The organism is Nocardiopsis sp. MT53 (assembly GCF_019598965.1).
Classification (GTDB): Bacteria; Actinomycetota; Actinomycetes; order Streptosporangiales; family Streptosporangiaceae; genus Nocardiopsis; species Nocardiopsis changdeensis.
Genome location: NZ_CP080599.1, coordinates 251,899 through 272,221 on the forward strand (window position 1 = coordinate 251,899; position 20,323 = coordinate 272,221).

Annotated in this window: 15 protein-coding genes; 9 read left to right on the top strand and 6 right to left on the bottom strand. The window is 74.0% G+C overall.

The annotated features are described in order from the left end of the window. Positions 1-169: 169 nt before the first annotated feature. Positions 170-1,237 carry an alkene reductase gene (locus K1J57_RS01105; protein ID WP_220562625.1) on the bottom strand — a complete coding sequence of 356 codons (1,068 nt, stop codon included), beginning with the start codon at positions 1,235-1,237 and terminating at the stop codon, positions 170-172. A gap of 164 nt (positions 1,238-1,401) precedes the next feature. On the opposite strand from K1J57_RS01105, the gene K1J57_RS01110 reads away from it, so the two are divergent. Together K1J57_RS01110 and K1J57_RS01115 are read left to right on the top strand one after the other, a co-directional pair. Beyond that, a complete protein-coding gene (locus tag K1J57_RS01110) occupies positions 1,402-4,707 on the top strand; it encodes a BTAD domain-containing putative transcriptional regulator (RefSeq protein ID WP_220562626.1) in 3,306 nt (1,101 codons plus the stop codon). Positions 4,708-5,003: 296 nt separating this feature from the next. Next, positions 5,004-6,212, top strand: a complete 1,209-nt coding sequence (locus K1J57_RS01115; RefSeq protein WP_220565281.1) for a M14 family metallopeptidase — start codon at positions 5,004-5,006, stop codon at positions 6,210-6,212. 289 nt (positions 6,213-6,501) lie between these two features. Here K1J57_RS01115 and gcl read toward each other — a convergent pair whose 3' ends face one another. From gcl to K1J57_RS01130, 3 genes are all read right to left on the bottom strand, one after another. Continuing rightward, a complete protein-coding gene (gene gcl / locus K1J57_RS01120) occupies positions 6,502-8,217 on the bottom strand; it encodes a glyoxylate carboligase (RefSeq protein ID WP_220562627.1) in 1,716 nt (571 codons plus the stop codon). 130 nt (positions 8,218-8,347) lie between these two features. Then, complete coding sequence (locus K1J57_RS01125; protein ID WP_220562628.1) at positions 8,348-9,235, bottom strand: 2-hydroxy-3-oxopropionate reductase; 888 nt, start codon at positions 9,233-9,235, stop codon at positions 8,348-8,350. 44 nt (positions 9,236-9,279) lie between these two features. After that, positions 9,280-10,077 carry a hydroxypyruvate isomerase family protein gene (locus K1J57_RS01130; protein ID WP_220562629.1) on the bottom strand — a complete coding sequence of 266 codons (798 nt, stop codon included), beginning with the start codon at positions 10,075-10,077 and terminating at the stop codon, positions 9,280-9,282. A 339-nt stretch (positions 10,078-10,416) separates the two neighbouring features. Here K1J57_RS01130 and uraD point away from each other — a divergent pair, with 339 nt between their 5' ends. The 6 genes from uraD to alc all read left to right on the top strand — a co-directional run bounded on the left by uraD (position 10,417) and on the right by alc (position 16,399). Beyond that, complete coding sequence (gene uraD / locus K1J57_RS01135; protein ID WP_220562630.1) at positions 10,417-10,974, top strand: 2-oxo-4-hydroxy-4-carboxy-5-ureidoimidazoline decarboxylase; 558 nt, start codon at positions 10,417-10,419, stop codon at positions 10,972-10,974. Continuing rightward, the gene (gene uraH / locus K1J57_RS01140; protein WP_220562631.1) at positions 10,971-11,315 is read left to right on the top strand and encodes a hydroxyisourate hydrolase; all 345 of its coding nucleotides are present in this window, start codon (positions 10,971-10,973) and stop codon (positions 11,313-11,315) included. Before uraD ends, uraH begins: the two co-directional genes overlap by 4 nt. A 246-nt stretch (positions 11,316-11,561) precedes the next feature. Continuing rightward, on the top strand, positions 11,562-12,458 hold the full coding sequence (pucL, locus tag K1J57_RS01145) for a factor-independent urate hydroxylase (protein WP_220562632.1): 897 nt from the start codon (positions 11,562-11,564) through the stop codon (positions 12,456-12,458). A 208-nt stretch (positions 12,459-12,666) separates the two neighbouring features. After that, positions 12,667-14,157: a nucleobase:cation symporter-2 family protein gene (locus K1J57_RS01150; RefSeq protein WP_220562633.1), complete on the top strand. Its 1,491-nt coding sequence runs from the start codon at positions 12,667-12,669 to the stop codon at positions 14,155-14,157. A gap of 97 nt (positions 14,158-14,254) precedes the next feature. Then, positions 14,255-15,181 (top strand): LysR family transcriptional regulator, encoded by a 927-nt coding sequence (locus K1J57_RS01155; RefSeq protein WP_220562634.1) that lies wholly within the window; start codon positions 14,255-14,257, stop codon positions 15,179-15,181. A 90-nt stretch (positions 15,182-15,271) separates the two neighbouring features. Beyond that, positions 15,272-16,399 (top strand): allantoicase, encoded by a 1,128-nt coding sequence (gene alc / locus K1J57_RS01160; RefSeq protein WP_220562635.1) that lies wholly within the window; start codon positions 15,272-15,274, stop codon positions 16,397-16,399. Between the two features lie 116 nt (positions 16,400-16,515). Here the strand turns inward: alc and allB are convergent, their stop codons facing one another. Both allB and K1J57_RS01170 read right to left on the bottom strand, forming a co-directional pair. Beyond that, positions 16,516-17,865 (bottom strand): allantoinase AllB, encoded by a 1,350-nt coding sequence (allB, locus tag K1J57_RS01165; RefSeq protein WP_220562636.1) that lies wholly within the window; start codon positions 17,863-17,865, stop codon positions 16,516-16,518. 117 nt (positions 17,866-17,982) lie between these two features. Further along, a complete protein-coding gene (locus K1J57_RS01170; protein WP_220562637.1) occupies positions 17,983-19,257 on the bottom strand; it encodes an aldolase in 1,275 nt (424 codons plus the stop codon). A gap of 324 nt (positions 19,258-19,581) precedes the next feature. Here K1J57_RS01170 and K1J57_RS01175 point away from each other — a divergent pair, with 324 nt between their 5' ends. Further along, on the top strand, positions 19,582-20,286 hold the full coding sequence (locus K1J57_RS01175) for an IclR family transcriptional regulator (protein WP_255647092.1): 705 nt from the start codon (positions 19,582-19,584) through the stop codon (positions 20,284-20,286). Positions 20,287-20,323 lie beyond the last annotated feature (37 nt).

The window sequence follows — 20,323 nt, forward strand, 5'->3', positions numbered from 1 at the left end:
CTTCAGTGCTAGGGGGGTCGTTCGAGTCCCGCCGGGGGACCCAGGGTGCGGCCAACACCCGAGGCCGCCGTCGTTGCGCGCCGTTCACACGTAAGCCGCGACCGACGGCCGGGCCGGCCCCCCGGCGGGATTTCTCCTTTCCGGCACCCCGGTGCCGCCCCGGACGGGGTCAGGCGCCGGCGAGGTGCGGGTAGTCGGTGTAGCCGGTGCGGTCGCCGCCGTAGAAGGTGGCGGCGTCGGGCGCGTTGAGGTCCGCCCCCGAGCGCAGGCGCTCGTCCAGGTCCGGGTTCGCGAGCCAGGCCGAGCCCAGGGCGACGGCGTCGGCCCCGTTCGCCAGGGCCGCGTCGACGCCGGTCAGGTCCAGCCCCGTCGCCGGGTTCACCACGAGGGTGCCCTCCCACAGACGGCGGACCAGCGGGGTCAGCTCGGCGCCGCCGATCTGCGTGGTGTGCAGGAAGGCCAGGTCGGAGCGGTGGCGCAGCCCCTCCAGGAGGGCCGTGTACTGCGCGGCCGGGTCGCCGTCCGACATGCCGTTGTAGTTGTTCTCCGGCGAGATGCGCAGGGCGGTGCGGTCCGCGCCGATGGTGTCGGCGATGGCGTCCACCACCTCGATCGCGAACCGGGAACGGCGCTCGGCGTCGCCGCCGTACTCGTCGGTGCGGTGGTTGGAGCCGTCCGCGAGGAACTGGTGGACCAGGTAGCCGTTGGCGCCGTGGACCTCGACGCCGTCGAACCCGGCCTCGACCGCGTTGCGGGCGGCGTTGGCGAAGTCGTCGACGACCTCCTGGATCTCCGCGACGGTCAGCTCCCGGGGCTCCGGGTGCGGGAGCATGCCCGAGCCGTCGAACAGCTCCTGGCCCGAGGCGATCGGGGACGGGGCCACCGGCAGCCCGCCGTCGGGGTACAGCACCGGGTGGCCGATCCGGCCGGTGTGCATGAGCTGCGCGAAGACGAGCGAGCCGCGCGCGTGGACGGCGTCGGTGACGGGCTTCCACGCCTCCACCTGGCCGGCGTCGTGCAGGCCCGGGGTGTTGATGTAGCCCTGGCCGCGCACGCTGGGCTGGATGCCCTCGGTGATGATGAGGCCCGAGGAGGCGCGCTGGCCGTAGTACTCGGCGACGAGCGCGTCGGGACGGCCTTCGGCGTAGCAGCGCGACCGGGTCATCGGGGCCATGAACAGGCGGTTGGCGGCCTCGTGGCGGCCGACCTTGATCGGCTGGAACAGGGAGTCGTCCACGGTTCTCCTCCGGGTCTCACGTGTCGGGGGCGCTCGCCCCCGGGGACGTTCCGAAGCTAGGCCGGGGCGCCGTCCGGCCGCTTGCCGCGCGCTGTCCGTCGGCTGTCGTGACCCCGGTCTCACCGTGAGGAGCGCCGCGGAACCGCGCGTATAGGCTCTCCGGTATGCGATTCGGGGTGCTGGGGCCGCTGGCCGTGTGGACCGACGGGGGTTCGTCCGTACGCGTTCCGGGGGCCAAGGTGCGCGCCCTGTTGGCGCTGCTGCTCGTCCACCGCGGCGAGTCGGTCTCGGCCGACCGGCTGGTCGACGAGCTCTGGGACGCCCCGCCGCCCGATCCTGCCGGCGCCGTGCAGACGGCGGTCTCCCGGCTGCGCGGTGCCCTGGAGCGCGGCGAGGCCGGGTTCCGGACCCGGCTGGAGTCGGGCCCCTCGGGCTACCGGCTGCGGGTGGACGCCGACGCCGTGGACGCGGGCCGGTTCGAGGCCCTGGTGTCCCGGGCCCGCGGCGGCGGCCCCCGGGAGCGGGTCCGGCTGCTGGACGAGGCGCTGGAGCAGTGGCGCGGCCCGGCACTGGCCGACCACGCGGACGCCGCCTTCGCCGCGGCGCCCCTGGCCCGCTGGGAGGAGATGCGCCTGGCGGCCCTGGAGGACCGCGCCCGGGCCAGGCTCGACCTGGGCGAGGGCCCCGAGCTCGTCGCCGAGCTCGGCGGACTGGTGCGCGCGCACCCGGCCCGGGAGCGGCTGCGGGCGGCGCACATGCTCGCCCTGTACCGGGCGGGCCGCCAGGGCGAGGCCCTGGAGAGCCACCGCGGGCTGCGGGAGCTGCTGGCCGAGGAACTCGGCGTGGACCCGGGCCCGGAGATCACCCGGCTGCACTCGGACATCCTCGCCCAGTCCCCCGTACTGGACCCGGCCCCCGCGGTCGCGGAGGTCCCGGCGGCCCCGGCTGCGGCTGCGGCTGCGGCTGCGGCCGTCCACCACCCGCACGCCATGGCGCCCCCGGCCGATCCGGCCCCCGCCGCCCCTGCCCGGGGCTCGGTGCCCGCCCCCCTGACCGACCTGGTGGGGCGGGACGACTGCGTCGCCGAGGTGCGGCGCACCCTCGCCCGGTCGCGCCTGACCACCCTGCTGGGGCCCGGCGGCGTCGGCAAGACCTCCATGGCCCTGGCCGCGGTCGCCGTCGGCGACGGCCGCTTCGGCCCGGTGTGGTTCGTGGAGCTGTCCGGGCGCGAGGACGGGGAGGGGGTCGCCGAGGAGGTCGCGGCCGTGCTGGGCCTCCAGGACGAGGGGTCGCGGTCGGCCCGGGCGCGGCCGGTGGCCGCGCGCATCGCCGAGTCCCTGGGCGGCGGACCGGCCCTGCTCGTGCTGGACAACTGCGAGCACCTGATCGCGCCGGCGGCGGACCTGGCCGCCCGCCTGCTCGGAACCGTGCCGGGTCTGCGGGTCCTGGCCACCAGCCGGGAGCCGCTGGGCATCCCCGGCGAGCACCTGCACCAGGTGAGGCCGCTGGGGCTGCCGGACGGCACCTCACCGGAGGAGGTGGCCGCCTCCGACGCCGTGGCGCTGTTCGTCCGGCGGGCGGCCGCGTCGGTGCCCGGCTTCACCGTGGACGCGGCGAACGCCGAGGCGGTGGCCGGGATCTGCCGCCACCTCGACGGACTGCCGCTGGCCCTCGAACTGGCCGCGGCCCGGGTGCGCTCCCTGGGGGTGCACCGGCTCGCGGAACGGCTGGACGACCGCTTCCGGGTCCTGGGGGCGGGCGGGCACGACCGCAGGCGCACCCTGTGGGAGACCGTGGACTGGAGCTGGCGGCTGCTGACCGGCCCCGAACAGGCGGTGCTGCGCCGCCTGTCCGTGCCGACCTGCGTGTTCACGCTGGAGACCGCGGAGGCGATCGCCGCCGACCCGCAGGGGCCGCCCGGAGTGGAGCCGGCCGACGTCGCGGGGATCCTGGCGGGCCTGGTGGACCGGTCGCTGGTGGCGGTCGGCCAGGAGGGCACCCGGTACCGGCTGCTGGAGACGATCCGCGCCTACGCCGCGCGGCGGCTGGCCGCCGCCGGCGAGGAGGACGCCGTCTGGCACCGGTACGCACGGCACATCGCCGACCGCTCCGGACGGGGCGAGGCGGCGGACTTCACCCTGGACCCGCACCAGGCGGACGCGGACCGGCAGGCGACCGACGTGCGCGCGGTCATCGAGTGGTCGGCCGACCACGGGCACGCCGACCTCGCGCTGCGTGTGGCCGCCTACCACGGCTGGTTCTGGTACCTGCGCGGACGGTACCGGGAGGGGTGCCGCCTGCTGTCCCGGGCGCTGGCCGCCCAGGGCACGGGCTCCCCCGCGGACCGGGCCGAGGCCCTGCTCTGGCACACCGTCCTGGGGGTGGCCGAGTGCACCGACCACGCGGAGCACGCGCCGGCGCGTGAGGCCGAGCGGATCGCCCGGGGCCTGTCCGACCCCCGGACCCGCGCCCGCGCGCAGACCCTGCTGGTGTTCGTGACGGCCTTCTCCGACGCCGTCGGCCCCGGCGACGACTGGCCCGACGACCGGCTGTCGGAGGCGCTGGAGGTGTTCGAGGCGGCCGCCGACCCGTGGTGGACCGCGTTCGCGCTGCACCTGCGCGGGTGGCGGGCGCTGCGCCGCAGCGAACTGGGTCCCGCCCGCCGCGACGCCGACCGGAGCCTGGCCCTGTTCTCCCGCGCCGGGGAGCCGTGGGGCGAGGCCCGGGCGCACAGCCTGCTGGGCGTGGTCGCGGGCATCGAGGGCTCCTACGCCGAGGCCGCCCGCCGGCACCGCAGCGCCCTGGGGATCGCCGAGGGCCTGGGGCTGTGGCCGACGGTGGTCGACGAACTGGGCCGCCTGGCCCGGGTCCACCTGCTCAACGGCGACCTGGAGGCCGCCGACGCGCACAACCTGAGGGCCCTGCGGATCGCCGGCGAGCAGGCGTTCCGGGCGGGGCGGAGGTTCACCGTCGCCGGGCTGGGGATGACCGCCCGGCGCCGCGGCGACCTCGACACCGCGCGGGAGCACCTGGAGGAGGTGCTGGCGGTGCACCGGCAGGACGGGTACCGGCCGGGGCTGGCGTTCGCGCTGGCCGAACTGGGCTTCACCGCCGAGCAGCGCGGGGACGCCGGAGCCGCCCGCGACCTGCACCGCCAGGGCCTGGAGCAGGCCCGGCTCACCGGGGACCCGCGCGCGGTGGCCCTGGCCCTGGAGGGGCTGGCGGGGGTCGCCGCCCTGGAGGGCGACGGCGTCGCCGCGGCCCGGCTGGTCGGCGCCGCCGAGCGGCTGCGCGAGGCCGCCGGGGCGCCGATGCCCGCCGCCGAGCGGTTCGACGTGGACCGCGTCCTGGCCGCCGCCCGCGCCCTGGCGGGTCCCGAGGCCGTCGGGGCCGCCCGGGCCGCGGGCCGCGCCCTCCCCCCGGAGGCCGCGGCCGCCGAGGCCCTCTCCCCCGCCCCCCAGCCGCGGTAGACGGGTGGCCGGATGCGGCCAGGCGGGGACGGGGTACCCGCGGCGGGCGGGGCGGACCGGGCGGGCGTGACGTGGGGTTTCGCCGCTTTCAGCGGCAAACATTCCTATATGACTCAGAGATCATGAATGTTGACAGAACGTGGTGATCTCTTCTGCAATGTCGCCACCGTGTCCGATCGCCTCACCCCCGCTCACGGAGGCATCCCGTGGAGACCACCCGTTTCCCGTCCCCCCGGCGCGCCCGCATCCCCTCGGGCGTGCGCCGCACCCTCGTCCCCCTGACCGTCGCCGCGCTGATGCTCGGCACCCTGGCCGCCGGGAGCGCGACCGCCGAACCCGAGTACGACCTGTACATCGTGGACGGCGCGAGCACCCCGCGGGACCGCACCGCCATCGCCTCGACCGGCGCCGCCATCGACCAGGTGGCCGCCGAGGAGGTCCTGGTCACCGCCACCCCCGACGACGCCGCGGAGATCGCCGCGCTCGGCTTCGGCGTGGAGGTGCTGGAGGTCTCCGGGACGTTCGCCGCCCCCGACCCCGGTTACACCGACTACGCCGAACTCCTCGACCTCGTCGACAAGGTGGTCGCCGACCACCCCGACCTCGCCGCCCCGAGCGTCATCGGCACCTCGCACGAGGGCCGCGACATCGTCGCGGTCAAGATCAGCGACAACGCGGCGGCCGACGAGGACGAGCCCGAGGTGCTGTTCACCCACGCCCAGCACGCCCGCGAGCACCTGACCGTCGAGATGGCCGTCTACCTGATGGACCTGCTCACCGACGGGTACGGCACCGACGAGCGCATCACCGGGCTGGTCGACGGCCGCGAGATCTGGATCGTCCCCAACGTCAACCCCGACGGCTCCGAGTACGACATGGCCGGCAGCGCCTGGCGGGACTGGCGCAAGAACCGCCAGCCCAACGCCGGGACCTCGGCGGTCGGCACCGACCTCAACCGCAACTGGGACTACGAGTGGGGCTGCTGCGGCGGCTCCTCCGGCAACCCGAGCAGCATCACCTACCGCGGCCCGGCCCCCGAGTCCGCCCCCGAGGTGCGGGTCATCGCCGACTTCGTGCGGAGCCGGGTGGTGGGCGGCGAGCAGCAGATCACCGCCGCCATCGACTTCCACACCTACAGCGAGCTCATCCTGTGGCCGTTCGGCCACACCTACTCCGACGTCACCGACGGGATGACCCGCGAGGAGTACGACACGCACGCGGCCCTGGGCGCCCACATGGCCGACGCCAACGGGTACACGCCCCAGCAGTCCAGCGACCTGTACGTCACCGACGGCTCGATCAACGACTGGCTCTGGGGCGACCAGCGCATCGTCAACTTCACGTACGAGATGTACCCCCGGTCGGCCTGGGAGGGCGGCTTCTACCCGCCGTCCTCGGTGATCGACCGGGAGACCGAGCGCAACCGGGAGGCCGTGCTGCGGCTGCTCGACTACGCCGACTGCCCGTACCGCATCATCGGCGAGGAGGAGGCCTACTGCGGCTGACCCCCGCGCGGACGGCCCCTCCCCCCGAGCCAGTAGGGGGAGGGGCCGCTGTGCACCGCGGACACAGGTGCAGGAGGAACCCGTCCGCGGCGGCCTGTGAGAGCGATGGCGCCCACGGCCCGGAGCGAACGTCTTCGAGGACGAGGGCGGCCGGCCGCCAGGCCGTCCGTTGAGGGTGGTGGCGGGCGACGGGTGGGCGGGGATGTGAGCGCAGGGCCGAGGGTTCCCGTTCTCCGGGCGCCATCGCACGGGACGAAGCGGAGCAAAGGCCCGAAGCGAGCGGCGTCGACTACGCGCCGGGGACCGGCTCGAACTCCTTGACCGCGTCGATCGCCGGACCGTGCGGGGTGTTGGCCTCGCGCTCGATCATGATCTCGACGAGCACCGGGCGGGAGGTCGACCTGGCCTCCTTGCGGGCCCACTCCAGGGCGTCGCGGATCTCCCCCGGCTCCCAGACGCGGCGGCCCGCGCAGCCGTACGCCTCCATGATCTTGACGTTGTCGGTGCCGTACTCGTCGTAGTGGATGTCCACCTGGTAGTTCATCTCGTAGGGGATGGACGCCTGGCGGATCAGGCCCAGGTACTCGTTGTTGAGCATGATGATGACGTAGGGGACGTTGTACTGGGCGGCGACGGCCAGTTCCTCGACCATGTACTGGAACCCGTAGTCGCCGACGATGCCGACGACCTCGGCGTCCGGGTCGGTCTCCTTCAGCGCCTTCTTGACGCCGATGGCCGCGGGGATCTCCCAGCCCAGGGGGCCCGCCTGGCCGCAGATCTGGTAGCGGCGCGGCTTGTACGCCTTCTGGTGCTGGCCGCCCCAGATCTGGTACAGGCCGATCGCGGTGACGAAGTAGGTGTCCTCGTCGAAGACCTCGTTGATCTCCTTGTAGACGCGCGGCGCCTTGACCGGCACGCTGTCGAAGTCCTCGCGCCGGGTCAGGGTGGCCTTGAGCTCGCCGACCCGGTCGATCCAGGCCCCGACCCCGGCCCGGGCCTCCCGCCGCTTCGCCGCGGCCAGCAGCTCGCGCAGGAAGAGGCGGGCGTCGGAGACCACGCCCAGGTCTGGCTCGAAGACCCGGCCGATCTGGGTGGCCTCGATGTCGACGTGGATGAACTTTCGCTCGCCCCGGTAGACGTCGATCTGGCCGGTGTGCCGGTCGGCGAAGCGCGCGCCCACCGCCAGGACCAGGTCGGACTCCAGGAACGAGGCGTTGCCGTACCGCTGGGAGGTCTGCACGCCGGTCATGCCCGCGTACAGCGGCGAGTCCTCGTCGAAGGAGCCCTTGCCCATGAGGGTGACCTGGACCGGGACGCGCAGGTACTCGGCGAGTTCGCGCAGCTCCCCGGAGGCCTCGGCCAGGATGACGCCGCCGCCCGCCAGGATGAGCGGGCGCTCCGCCTCCAGCAGCAGGTCCAGGGCGCGCTCGACCCGGGGCAGGTGGGGCTCGACGGTGTTGACCTTGAGCGGGGCGTCCAGCTCGGGGTCGTAGTCGATGAGCTGCTGGGCGATGTCGACGGGGATGTCGACGAGGACCGGCCCCGGGCGGCCCTCGCGGGCGATCCGGAACGCCTCGCGGAAGATCCACGGGGCGGTCGCCGCCTCCTTGATCTGCACCGCCCACTTGGTGACGGGCTTGGCGATCTCGACGATGTCGACCGCCTGGAAGCCCTCCTTGTCCAGCAGGTCGGTGCGCTGCTGGCCGGTGATGCAGACGATCGGGATGGAGTCGGCGATCGCGGTGTACAGGCCGGTGATCATGTTGGTCCCGGCGGGGCCGGAGGTGCCGATCGCCACGCCGACCTTGCCGGTGGTGCGCGACCAGCCGTCGGCCATGTGGGTGGCGCCCTCCTCGTGGCGGACGGTCAGGTGCTCGATCCCGCCGACGTCCTCCAGCGCCTTGTAGAGGGGCAGGATGGCGGCGCCGGGGCAACCGAAGGCGGTGTCGACGCCCTCGTCCTTCAAAACCTCGACGACCGCGTTCATCACGGGCATCCGTGTCATGGCTGTTCCTTCAGTGCTAGGGGGGAGTTCCGGGGACGGGCCGGCTCCGGACGGTCACGCGGTGCGGCCAACACACGCGGCCGCCGGGCGGCCCGGGGCGGCGGAGTGCTCTGCTCCGCCGCGCGGTCGCCTACTGCTCGCGGCCCGAGAGCTGTTCGACGATCTTCAGCAGCGCGGAGTGGTCGAGGCCGCCGTGGCCCTGCTGCTTGAGGGCCGCCACGTACTGGGCGACCTGGGAGCCCAGCGGGATCACCACTCCGGCGGCGTGCGCGGAGTCGGTGACGATGCGCATGTCCTTGTCGTGCAGGGCGATCCGGAAGCCGGGGGCGAAGTCGCGCTCGCGCATGGCCCTGCCCTTGCGCTGGAGCACGGTGCTGCCCGCGAGCCCGCCGCCCAGGACCTCCAGGCCGGCCTCGGTGTCGACGCCGTGGGCCTCCAGGAAGACCAGGGCCTCGGCCAGCAGCTGGATGTTGCCCGCGACGATGAGCTGGTTGGCGGCCTTGACGGTCTGTCCGGCGCCGTTGGGGCCGACCAGGACCGGGGTGGTGCCCAGGACGTCGAAGAGCGGGCGGGCCGCCTCGAAGTCCTCCTGGGAGCCGCCGACCATGATGGACAGCTTGGCCTCGATCGCCCCGGCCTCGCCGCCGCTGACCGGCGCGTCCAGGACCCGGAACCCGCGCTCGGCGCCGGCCTCGGCCACGGAGCGCGACACGTCGGGGCGGATGGTGCTCATGTCGATGATGAGCGTGCCGGGCTTGGCGTTCTCGAACACGCCGCCCTCCCCGAGCAGCAGCGCCTCGACGTCCGGGGAGTCGGGGACCATCGTGATGACGGCGTCGGCGTCGGCGACCGCCCCGGCGACGCCGCCGCCGCGCAGCCCGCCCTCGGCGACGAGGGCGTCCACGCGCTCGGGGGTGAGGTTGTGGCCGGTGACGGTGTACCCGGCGCGGACGAGGTTGACGGCCATGGGCAGGCCCATGATGCCGAGTCCGATGAAGGCGACCTTGCGGATGGACACGGTGTGCCCCTTCCTGTTCGTGGCTGTGGGTGCGGGCGCGCGGTTCAGCGCAGGCGGCCGAAGCTCTGCGCGGTGGGGACGGTGGGCTTGTACTCCAGGCCCACCAGGCCCTGGTATCCGCCCTTCTGGGCGGCGGTGAGGAGGTCGTCGATGGGCAGCTCGCCGGTGCCGGGCTCGCCGCGGCCGGGGACGTCGGCGATCTGGACGTGCCCGAACTCGGCGGCGTGGTCGCGGACGACGGCGGCGACGTCGTCGCCGTTGGCGGCCAGGTGGTACAGGTCGGCCAGCAGGGCGACGTTGCCGGCCCCGGCGGCCCGGGCCTCCGCGACGAAGTCGAGGCCGTCGCGGGCGGTCTTGAGCGGGTAGTCCTCGGCGCCGCTGAGGGGCTCGATGAGGACGGTGCCGCCGACCCGGGCGACCGCCTCGGCGGCGGCGACGGTGTTCTCCAGTGCCAGGCGGTCCTGCTCGGCGGGGTCCACCCCGGCCTGGCGCAGGCCGTACAGGGCGTTGAACCCGGTGGTGCCGGTGCGCTCGGCGATCGCGGTGACGACGTCGAGGTTGGCGCGGAACTCGGCGGAGCGCGCGGGCTGGGAGAGCACGCCCCGGTCGGGCCCGGGCAGGGCGCCGGCGAAGAAGTTGAGGCCGGTCAGCCGTACGCCCGCGGCCTCGATGGCGGCGATGAACGCGTCGACGTCCTCCCGGGGCGGGGTGGCGCTCTCGAAGGGCCACCAGAACTCGACGGCGTCGAACCCGGCCTCGCGGACGGCCCGGGGGCGCTCGTTGAGGGGCAGCTCGGTGAAGAGCATGGAGCAGTTCACCGTGTACCCGAGGGTGTGGCTCATGCACGGCCTCCGTGGTTACTTCCGCAATGTGGAACTTGATTTTCGCTTTAAGGAATGATTTGAGTGTGCGTCGGGTCGCCCCGGTTGTCAACACCCCCGCGGCCGACCGGCCGCCGCCGACCGCGCCGACCGCCCCCGACACCCTCCGGACCGCGACCGCCTCCGCACGTTCGGCGGATCTTTTGCCCATGTCATGAATCCGCTTGTTTTTCACCGAAAGCCCCTTGCGAGTGTTGACAAGGTCACACTGCCATCAACTAGAGTCCCTGCAATCCGTAATACGGAATCGCATGTCTGCACTATGAAAGCCCGGCTTCGGCCGGGTCACGGGAGAACCCCATGCCCGAAAGCACCTCGGCGGAGCCGGACACCCGGCCCGACCAGGGTCTGGACCGGCTCAACGCCCTCTCCGAGGAGGCATTGCGCGCCGAGCTCGCGCAGTGCCTGGACGTGGAACGCTGGGTGCTGGCCGTCGCGGCCGCCGCCCCCTACGCCGACCGCGCCGCCCTCCTCGACACGGCCGACGCCCACGCCCGCGAGATCACGGCCGACGAGGTCGCCTCCGCGCTGGCCCGCCACCCCCGCATCGGGGAGAAGGCCCGGGGCCGGGGCACCGAGGCCGCCTGGTCGCGCGGAGAGCAGTCCGCGTTCGCCTCCGAGACCGACGACGCCGCCGTCCGCGTCCAGCGGATCTTCCAGTACGCCCAGCAGGAGTACGAGGAGAGGTTCGGGCAGATCTACCTGGTCTGCGCCAGCGGCCGCGGTCCCCGCGACCTGCTGTCCGACCTGGTCGGACGGCTCGGCAACGACCGCGACACCGAACTGGCCGTCGTCGGCGGCGAACTGCGCCGGATCGCCGCCCTGCGCCTGGTCAAACTCCTGGAGGCCGAAGGATGAGCCACGTCACCACGCATGTCCTGGACGCCGCGCTCGGCCGCCCCGCGGCCGGCGTCCCCGTCCGGCTGGAGGCCGCGGCCGACCCCGGCCGCTCCTCCTGGAAGACCGTCGCCGAGGGCGTGACCGACGGCGACGGCCGGGTCGGCGACCTGGGCCCCGAGCGGCTCGCCGCCGGATACCACCGGATCACCTTCGACACCGCCGCCTACTTCGGGGCGACGGGGCAGCGGGGGTTCTACCCCGAGGTCTCCATCGTGTTCGACCTCGCCGACGAGGACGCGCACTACCACGTGCCGCTCCTGCTCAGCCCGTTCGCCTACTCCACCTACCGGGGCTCCTAGGCCCTGTTCCCGAACACCCCCCTGCGCCGCCGGGCACGGACCCGCAGCGCAGCGGAGGTTCAGGGGAACACGGCGACGGACACCCGAACGCAACCGAAAGGACACGCCTCAGGACACGGCGGCACGCAGGATCACAGACTCAGGGTGCGTGATAGGTCCTTCCGCATGACCAGCGGTCCTCCCTCGTACGCACAGCGTTCACACGCGAACGACGAAGACTTATCCACACGGATGGAGTTCACCCTGATGGGCATCAGACTCGGAGACAACCAGTACGGCAAGGCCGAGGTGCGCCTCGTCCACGTCGACCGCCAGACCGACGTCCACCGGATCAAGGACGTCAACGTCACCTCCCAGCTGCGCGGCGACCTGGAGGACGTCCACACCGTCGGCGACAACGCCACGTGCCTGCCGACCGACACCCAGAAGAACACGGTCTACGCCAAGGCCCGCGAGTGGGGCGGCGTCGGCGCCGTCGAGGACTTCGCGCTGCGCCTGGCCCGCCACTTCGTCGACGAGCACGACTACGTGCACGGCGCCCGGCAGGAGATCGAGGAGTACTCCTGGGAGCGCATCGTCACCTCCGACGGCCCCCACGACCATTCCTTCGTGCGCAACGGCGCCGAGACCCGCACCACCGTCGTCACCAAGGACGGCGGACGCGAGTGGGTCGTCTCCGGCTTCACCGGCCTGACCGTCCTGAAGTCCACCGGCTCGGAGTTCCACGGGTACCCCAAGACCCGCTACACCACGCTCCAGGAGACCACGGACCGCATCCTGGCCACGGACGTCACCGCCCGCTGGCGCTACATCGGCACCGACCACGACTTCGACAAGGCCTACGCGTCCATCCGCGCGCTGTGCCTGGAGGCCTTCGCGAACACGCACAGCCTCGCCCTCCAGCAGACCCTCTTCCAGATGGGCACCGCCGTCCTGGAGGCGCACCCCGAGGTCGCCGAGATCCGCTTCTCGATGCCCAACAAGCACCACTTCCTGGTGGACCTGTCGCCGTTCGGCCTGGACAACCCCAACGAGGTGTTCTTCGCCGCCGACCGCCCCTACGGCAAGATCGAGGCCGTCGTCGAGCGCGACGACGCCCCCGAGCCGGGCGATGCGTGGAAGTCCGTGCCGGGCTTCGTCTGATCCCCGCCCTCCCCCGGGGCCCGACGTGCGGCCGGGCCCCGGACCCGCCCCCCGATCCGAGGTGACCCCTCGCCTGCCCGCAGCGCAGCGGGCTGCCCGCCTCCGCCGTGCCCCGGCACGGGCCGCAGGCGGCGCGATTCGTCGGGCGCACGCGCCCGAGAGACCGACCACCCCCCGTGGTCACCTGAACAAAGGCTGGAAACTGGCCATGTCGAACAGTCCGTCCGCGAAGGACTCGGCCACAACGAACGCCCCCGCCCCGCGCCCCGAGGACGAGAAGCTGCCGCCCCGGCTGCTGCTCGTCTACGGGATCCAGCACATCCTCACCATGTACGCCGGCGCGGTCGCGCCGGCCCTGGTCATCGGCGCCGCCGCCGGACTCGCGAACGACCCCGCCTCCATGGGGATACTCGTCAGCGGCGCGCTGCTGGTGGCCGGGATCGCCACCCTCATCCAGACCGTCGGCCACCGCCGGATCGGCGCCCAGATGCCGATCGTGGTCGCCGCCTCCTTCGTCCCCGTCAGCGCCGTCACCACCCTGGCCGCGGGCGAGAACGGCGAGAACCTGCCGGTGGCGTTCGGCGCCTCCCTGGCCGCCGGCGTCTTCGCCCTGTGCCTGACCCCGTTCTTCGGGCAGCTCATCCGCTTCTTCCCGCCGATCGTCACCGGCACGATCATCACCGTCATCGGGGTCAGCCTGATGCCGGTGGCCGCCCGGTGGATCATGGACGGCGGCGTCCACACCGGCGCGGACGGCGCGTCGGTCCCGGCCGCGCCCCTGGCCAACCTGGCCCTGGCCGGGGTCACGCTCGCCGTCATCCTCCTGGGCTCCCGGGTGCTGCCCGGGATCTGGGGGCGGCTGTCCATCCTGCTCGGCATGGTGGTGGGCACCCTGGTGGCGCTGCCCCTGGGCATGGCCGACTTCAGCCGGGTCGGCGAGGCCGACATCGTGTTCAACCCGACCTCGGTGTTCTACTTCGGCGCCCCGCAGTTCCAGCCCGCCGCGATCGCCACGATGTGCGTGATCATGCTGGTGGTCCTCACCGAGGGCGCCTCGCACATCATCGCCGTCGGCGAGATCACCGGGACGAAGGTGGACGCCCGGCGCATCTCGGCTGGCCTGCGCGCCGACGTGAGCGGGTCGATCATCGGCCCGATCTTCAACTCCACCCCGACCAGCTCGTTCGCCCAGAACATCGGGCTGCTGGCGCTCACCGGGATCCGCAGCCGCTACGTGGTGGCGGTGGGCGCGGGCATCCTCATCCTCCTGGGGATGTTCCCGATCCTGGGCGGCGTGATGGCCGCCCTGCCCGCCCCGGTCCTGGGCGGGGCCGGCCTGGTGCTGTTCGGCAGCGTGGCCGCCAGCGGCGTCAAGACGCTGGCCAAGGTGGACTTCACCCGCAACCTCAACCTGGTGCTGGTGGCCGCGTCGGTCGGGGTGGCGGTCATCCCGCTCGCCTACCCGACGTTCTACTCCTTCCTGCCCCCGTCCGTGGAGATGATCGCCCACTCCGGGATCATCGGCGCCGCGGTGTCGGCGATCCTGCTGAACATCTGCTTCAACGTGATCGGCGGCGGCGACCGGGCGGAGCCGGCCGCGATCGACACCCGGGAGATCGGCTCGGCCGGCCCGGGCGAGGCCAAGTACACCGACCAGGCGGGGGCCGCCTACCGCGAGGAGGACCCCGACCGGATCTGAGCCGGTCCCCCACGGCGGGGGCGGGTGCGTGCCATCGGGGCGCACCCGCCCCCGTTCCCTTTCCCGTTCACCGGAGCCGAATGGTATGCCTGTGACCATGACCGACTGGGACCTGCGCAAGCTGCGCGTGCTGCGCACCCTCGACCGGGTCGGGACGGTGCGCGCCACCGCCGAGGCCCTGTCCACCACCCCCTCCGCCGTCTCCCAGCAGCTGTCCGCCCTGTCCCGCCAGGTGGGGGTGGAGCTGCTGGAGCCGCACGGGCGCCGGGTGCGGCTCACCGACGCCGCCCGGGTGCTGCTGCGCCACACCGACATCGTGCTGGCCCAGCTGGAGCGGGCCGAGGCCGAGCTGGACGGGTTCGCCCGCGGCGGGGCCGGGACGGTGCGGGTGGGCGCGTTCGCCACGGCCGTGCCCGGGCTGGTGGTGCCCGCGCTGAGCGCGGTGCGCGACGCCCACCCGGGGCTGGCGGTGCGGGTGCACCAGGCCGAGGCGTCGGAGGTGTACGACCTGCTGGCCGCGGGGGAGATCGACATCGGCCTGTCGCTGGCCGCGCAGGCCCCGACCGGGCGCGACGACCGCTTCGAGCGCGCCGGCCTGCTCACCGACCCCATGGACGCGGCCCTGCCCGCCCGGCACCGGCTGGCCGGGGCCCCCGCGCTGCGCCTGCGCGAGCTGGCCGGGGAGCCGTGGATCTACGGCGCCGACGGCCCGTGGCGGGACATCACGGTGGCGGCCTGCGCCCAGGCCGGCTTCGCCCCGGAGCAGGCGCACGTGGCCTCGGACTGGCGGGCCATCCTCGACATGGTCGCCGCCGGGCTCGGGGTGGCGCTGGTGCCGCGGCTGGCGGCGGCCGGGGACAGCCCCGGGGTGGCCCTGCGGGTGCTGCACGAGGACCGGCCGCGGCGGCACGTGGTGTGGGCGGTGCGCGCCGGGTCGCGGGAGCGGCCGCAGATCGCGGTGGCGCTGCGGGCCCTGGTGGACCGCGCGGCCGCCCTCGCCACCGCGAATGTTCAGTTCGACTGAACACGGTGATCGGAAAGTTTCGCTGGAAATGACCGTTTCCTCCTGCCAATCTGAGGATGTCCGAAAGATCCCTCGCTCGGCAGGAGGACCATGAGCACCACCCCCGACTTCGATCCGCGCGCCTACAACGCACGCCCCTACTCCGGCGGCGACCCCTACGCCGACTACCGGCCCACCGACCTCGACCTCGGCGGCCTGGTGGACCTCGCGGACCGCAGGCTCGGGGGCGCCGTGGTCGCCGCCAACGACGAGTTCTTCGCCCACCGCGAGAACATGCTGCGGCCCGAACCCGCCGAGTTCGACCCCCACGCCTTCGGGCACAAGGGCAAGGTCATGGACGGCTGGGAGACCCGGCGCCGCCGCGGCCCGGCCGCCGACAGCCCCCACCCCTCGGCCGACGACCACGACTGGGCGCTGGTCCGCCTGGCCCTGCCCGGCGTGGTCCGCGGCGTGGTCGTGGACACCGCGCACTTCCGCGGCAACCACCCCACCGAGGTGAGCGTGGAGGCCGCCCACGTGGAGGGCACCCCCACCACCGACGAGCTGCTCAAGGCCGAGTGGACCGAACTGGTGGCGCGCACCCCCGTGTACGGGCACGCCGCCAACGGGTTCGAGGTGGCCGACGGGCACCGCTGGACCCACCTGCGGGTCAAGCAGTTCCCCGACGGCGGCATCGCCCGCCTGCGCGTGTACGGCGAGCCGGTCGCCGACCCGGCCTGGCTGGCCGCCCTGGGCTCCTTCGACCTGGTCGCGCTGCTCAACGGCGGCGCGGTGGAGGACGCCTCGGACCGGTTCTACTCCTCCCCCGAGAACATCATCGCGCCGGGCCGCTCCCAGAAGATGGACGACGGCTGGGAGAACCGGCGGCGCCGCGACGACGGCCACGACTGGGTGCGCTTCCGGCTGGCCGCCCAGGGCGAGATCCGCGCCCTGGTCCTGGACACCTCCTACCTCAAGGGCAACTCCGCCGGGTGGGTGACGGTGCTGGGCCGCGACGCGGAGGGGGACGACCCCGAGGCGTGGTTCGAGATCCTGGGCCGCACCCGGCTGGAGCCGGACGGCATCCACCGGTTCGTGCTCCCGGCGCCGGTGACCGCCACGCACGTGCGGACCGACGTCTTCCCCGACGGCGGCCTCGCCCGCCTGCACGTGTACGGATCCCTGACCGAGGCCGGGACCGCCGGCCTGGAGCGCCGGTGGGCACGGACCCGCGCCTGACCGAGAGCCGGGGGCCGGTGTTCGGCGGTCGGCCGCCGGCCCCCTCCCCTCCGCCGGCACGGGGAGAGGACGGAGGGCGGCGCACCCGCACGGGTGCGCCGCCCTCCCCCGTCGTCTCAGGAGCGCTCGATCATCCGCCCCGCCGTGGAGTCCCCGGTGACCTCGGCCCCGCGCAGCAGGGTGCGCCGGACCCGGCCGGTGAGCACCGCGCCGTCGTAGGCGCTGACCGGGTTGCGGTGGGCCAGCTCCCGGGCGTCCACCCGCACCTCTTCCTCCGGGGCGAAGAACACCAGGTCGGCGTCGGTCCCGGCGGCGATCGCGCCCTTGCCGGACACCCCGGCCACCCGGGCGGGGGCGGCCGACATCCAGGCCACCACCTCGGCCAGCGGGACACCGCGCCGCCTCGCCTCGGTCCACATCGCGGGCAGCCCCACCTGGAGACCGGAGATCCCGCCCCAGGCGGTGCCGAAGTCACCGGTGTCCAGGTCCTTGAGGTCGGGGGTGCTCGGCGAGTGGTCACTGACCACACAGTCGATCAGGCCCTCGCGCAGCGCCCGCCACAGCAGGTCGCGGTTGCCCTCCCCGCGGATCGGGGGACAGCACTTGTACCCGGTGGCGCCGGCCGGGACGGCCTCGGCGGCCAGGGTCAGGTAGTGCGGGCAGGTCTCCACCGTGAGGCGGACGCCCTCCTCCCGGGCCCGCGCGATGAGCGGCAGCGCCGCGGCGCTGGACAGGTGCAGGATGTGCGCCCGCACGCCGGTGCGCCGGGCCGTCTCGATCACCAGGGAGATCGCCCGGGTCTCGGCGTCGTCGGGCCGCGAGGCCAGGAAGGCGGCGTAGTCGCGCCCGGCGGCGACCGGGGCCGCGGCCAGCACGTCGGGGTCCTCGGCGTGCACGATGAGCAGCCCGTCGAACGCGGCGATCGCCTCGGCGGCGGTGGCCAGCTCGGCGGCGGACAGGTGACCGAACTCGTCGACCCCCGAGGGCGACAGGAACGACTTGAACCCGAAGACCCCGCGCTCCCACAGCGCGGCCAGCTCCCCGGTCCCGCCGGGACGGCTGTTCTCCGGGACCGCGCCGCCCCAGAAGCCGACGTCCACCGCCAGGACGCCGTCGGCGGCCGCCCGCTTGGCGTCCAGCCCGGCGACGGTGGTCGTGGGCGGGACGCTGTTGAGGGGCATGTCCACCAGGGTGGTCACCCCGCCCAGGGCGGCGGCCCGGGTGGCGGAGGCGAAGCCCTCCCACTCGGTGCGGCCGGGTTCGTTGACGTGCACGTGGCTGTCCACCAGCCCGGGCAGCAGCACCTCGTCGGCGGCGGCGCGCAGCTCGCGCGCCCCGGTCAGCGGCGCGTCCGCGCCGTCCAGGACCTCGACCACCGTTCCGTCGCGCACCCCGAGGGTCACCGGGCGCTCCCCCCGCGGGGTGAGGGCCCGCTCGGCGCGGACGACCAGATCGAGACGGTCCATCTCCTACCTTTCCTTCACGGGGACGCCCGGACCCCCTCGGGGGTCCGGGCGTCCCGACAACGGCCGCACGGGGCGGCCCGGTCCGGCGCCCGTTCCGTGCCGGGGCGCCGGACCCGGTCAGCCCACCCGGCGGGTGGCCAGGGCCAGGAGGGTGTCGGCGTCGGTGCCGGTCGCCTCGGCGACCTCCCCGCCGTCCAGGGCACCGCAGCGCAGCCCCTGGGCCAGCACCGAGGCCAGCGCCTGGGCGGTGGCGGGCTCGTCGGCGACGTTGCCGCCCTCCACCGATCCCAGGTAGGCGCGCAGCCGCGCCGCGGCCGGCGCGAACGCCTCACGGTAGAACACGAATCCGGCCAGGTGGCGGATCGGCAGCTGGCGGGGGTGCAGGTCCCAGCCCTGGTAGAAGCCGCGCTCCAGGGAGCGGGACACCAGGCCGGCGTGCAGCCGCCAGGCGGCGTGCACCTCCTCGGCGGTGCCGACCGGCAGGATGTTGCTGCCGCCGTCGGAGAGCCACACGCCGGTCCCGGCGGCGGCCACCTGCATGACGGACTTGGCGTGGTCGGCCACCGGGTGGGCCAGGCTCTGGTGGGCGGCGGTGATCCCGCAGGCGGCGCTGTAGTCGTAGGTGCCGTAGTGCAGGGCGGTGACCCGGCCCGCCCCGGCGGCGATCATCCGGGGAACGGCGACGGTGCCGTCGGCGAGCAGGATCGACTGGGGGGTCTCGATCTGCAGCTCGAAGCCCAGCCGCCCCTCCTCCAGGCCGTAGCGCCGCTCCAGCCGCCCGGCCAGCCAGGCCATCGCCTCCACCTGCTCGACGGAGGTGATCTTGGGCAGAGTGAGGACCAGGCCCTCGGGCAGGGAGCCGTGCGCCTCCAGGAGGGTGCGCAGGAAGAGGTCGAGGGTGCGCACACCGCGGTGGCGGCCGGCGGCCTCCATGCCCTTCATCCGGATGCCGAAGTAGGGGGTGGCCTCCCCCTTGGCCAGGTCCGCGGCGAACGCCTCGGCCACGGCGCGGGTGTGGGCGTCCTCCGCCTCGTCTCCGGGGGCGCCGTAGCCGTCCTCGAAGTCGGCGCGCAGGTCCTCGACGGGCTCGGAGGCGAGCTTGGCGCGCACGCGGGGCAGGGCGTCGGCGACGGCCGCCTCGTCCAGGCCGGTGATCCGGGCCAGGTCGGCGGGTTCGGGGGCGTACTCGTCGAGCGAGGCCAGCGCCTGCGCACCCCAGTCGGCGGCCAGGCCCGGGCCGACACGGTCGGCGGGCACGTAAACGCTGTGCACCGGCTGCCGGGCGCCGCGCGCACCCGGGTACTCCCTGCCCAGGCGGGCGTCCGCGTCGGCGAGCCGGGAGTCGAGTCCGGCGACCAGATCAGCAAGGTCCCGGGGGGTGTCCTTGGCCACGTCCGATGTCCTCCTCCGTGGTCGGCGCGTCTTTGCGAGGCACGCGCAAATTCCTATATGCGGATACTAACTTCTACTATCCGGAAGAACAAGGGTTCAGGGCGGCCCGGACCACGGGTCCCGGGAGTTCCCTCGGAAAGCAAGAGCGAAAACCCTCTTTCGTATTGCAAAATAAGGAGGGTGACCGCAGCGGCCCACAGCAGGGGAGCACCAGCCTTGGCAGCCTCACAGACATCCGGCGCGGACCTGGCCCGCCCCGACGACCCGGTCCGGCGCACCGGCGGGGTCCAGTCCCTCGACCGCGCGTTCGCGCTGCTGGAGATCATGGCGGACGCCGGCGGGGAGACCTCCCTCAGCCAGCTCGCCGACGCCTCCGGCCTCCCCCTGCCCACCATCCACCGGATCATCCGCACCCTGGTCGGCAACGGGTACGTGCGCCAGCTCCCCTCCCGCCGCTACGCCCTGGGCCCCCGCCTCATCGGCCTGGGCGACAAGGCCGCCAAGATGCTCGGCACCTGGGCCCGCCCCCACCTGGCCCAGCTCGTGGAGGAGCTCGGCGAGACCGCCAACCTCGCCATGCTCGACGGCGACAAGGCCATCTACGTCGCCCAGGTGCCCTCGCCGCACGCCATGCGCATGTTCACCGAGGTCGGCCGCCGCGTCCTGCCGCACTCCTCCGGGGTCGGCAAGGCACTGCTCTCCCAGCTCGGCGACGAGGAGGCACTGGCCACCGTCCGCCGCACCGGGATGCCCGCCGCCACCAACCGCACCATCACCGACCCCGAACGGTTCATCGCCGAACTCCACACCATCCGCCACAACGGCTACGCCATCGACGACGGGGAGCAGGAGATCGGCGTGCGGTGCGTCGCCGTCCCCGTCACCGGGGCCCCCTCCGGGATGGCCGTGTCCATCTCCGGCCCCGAGGCCCGGGTGAGCTGGGACTTCGTCAACCGCGCCGCCCCCATCGTCCAGCAGTGCGCGGCCACCCTGGCCGGGGACCTCAACAACCAGAACCCCCGGGACTGAGCCCGCCCGGGCCCCGCGCCCGGCGCGGGCCCCGGAA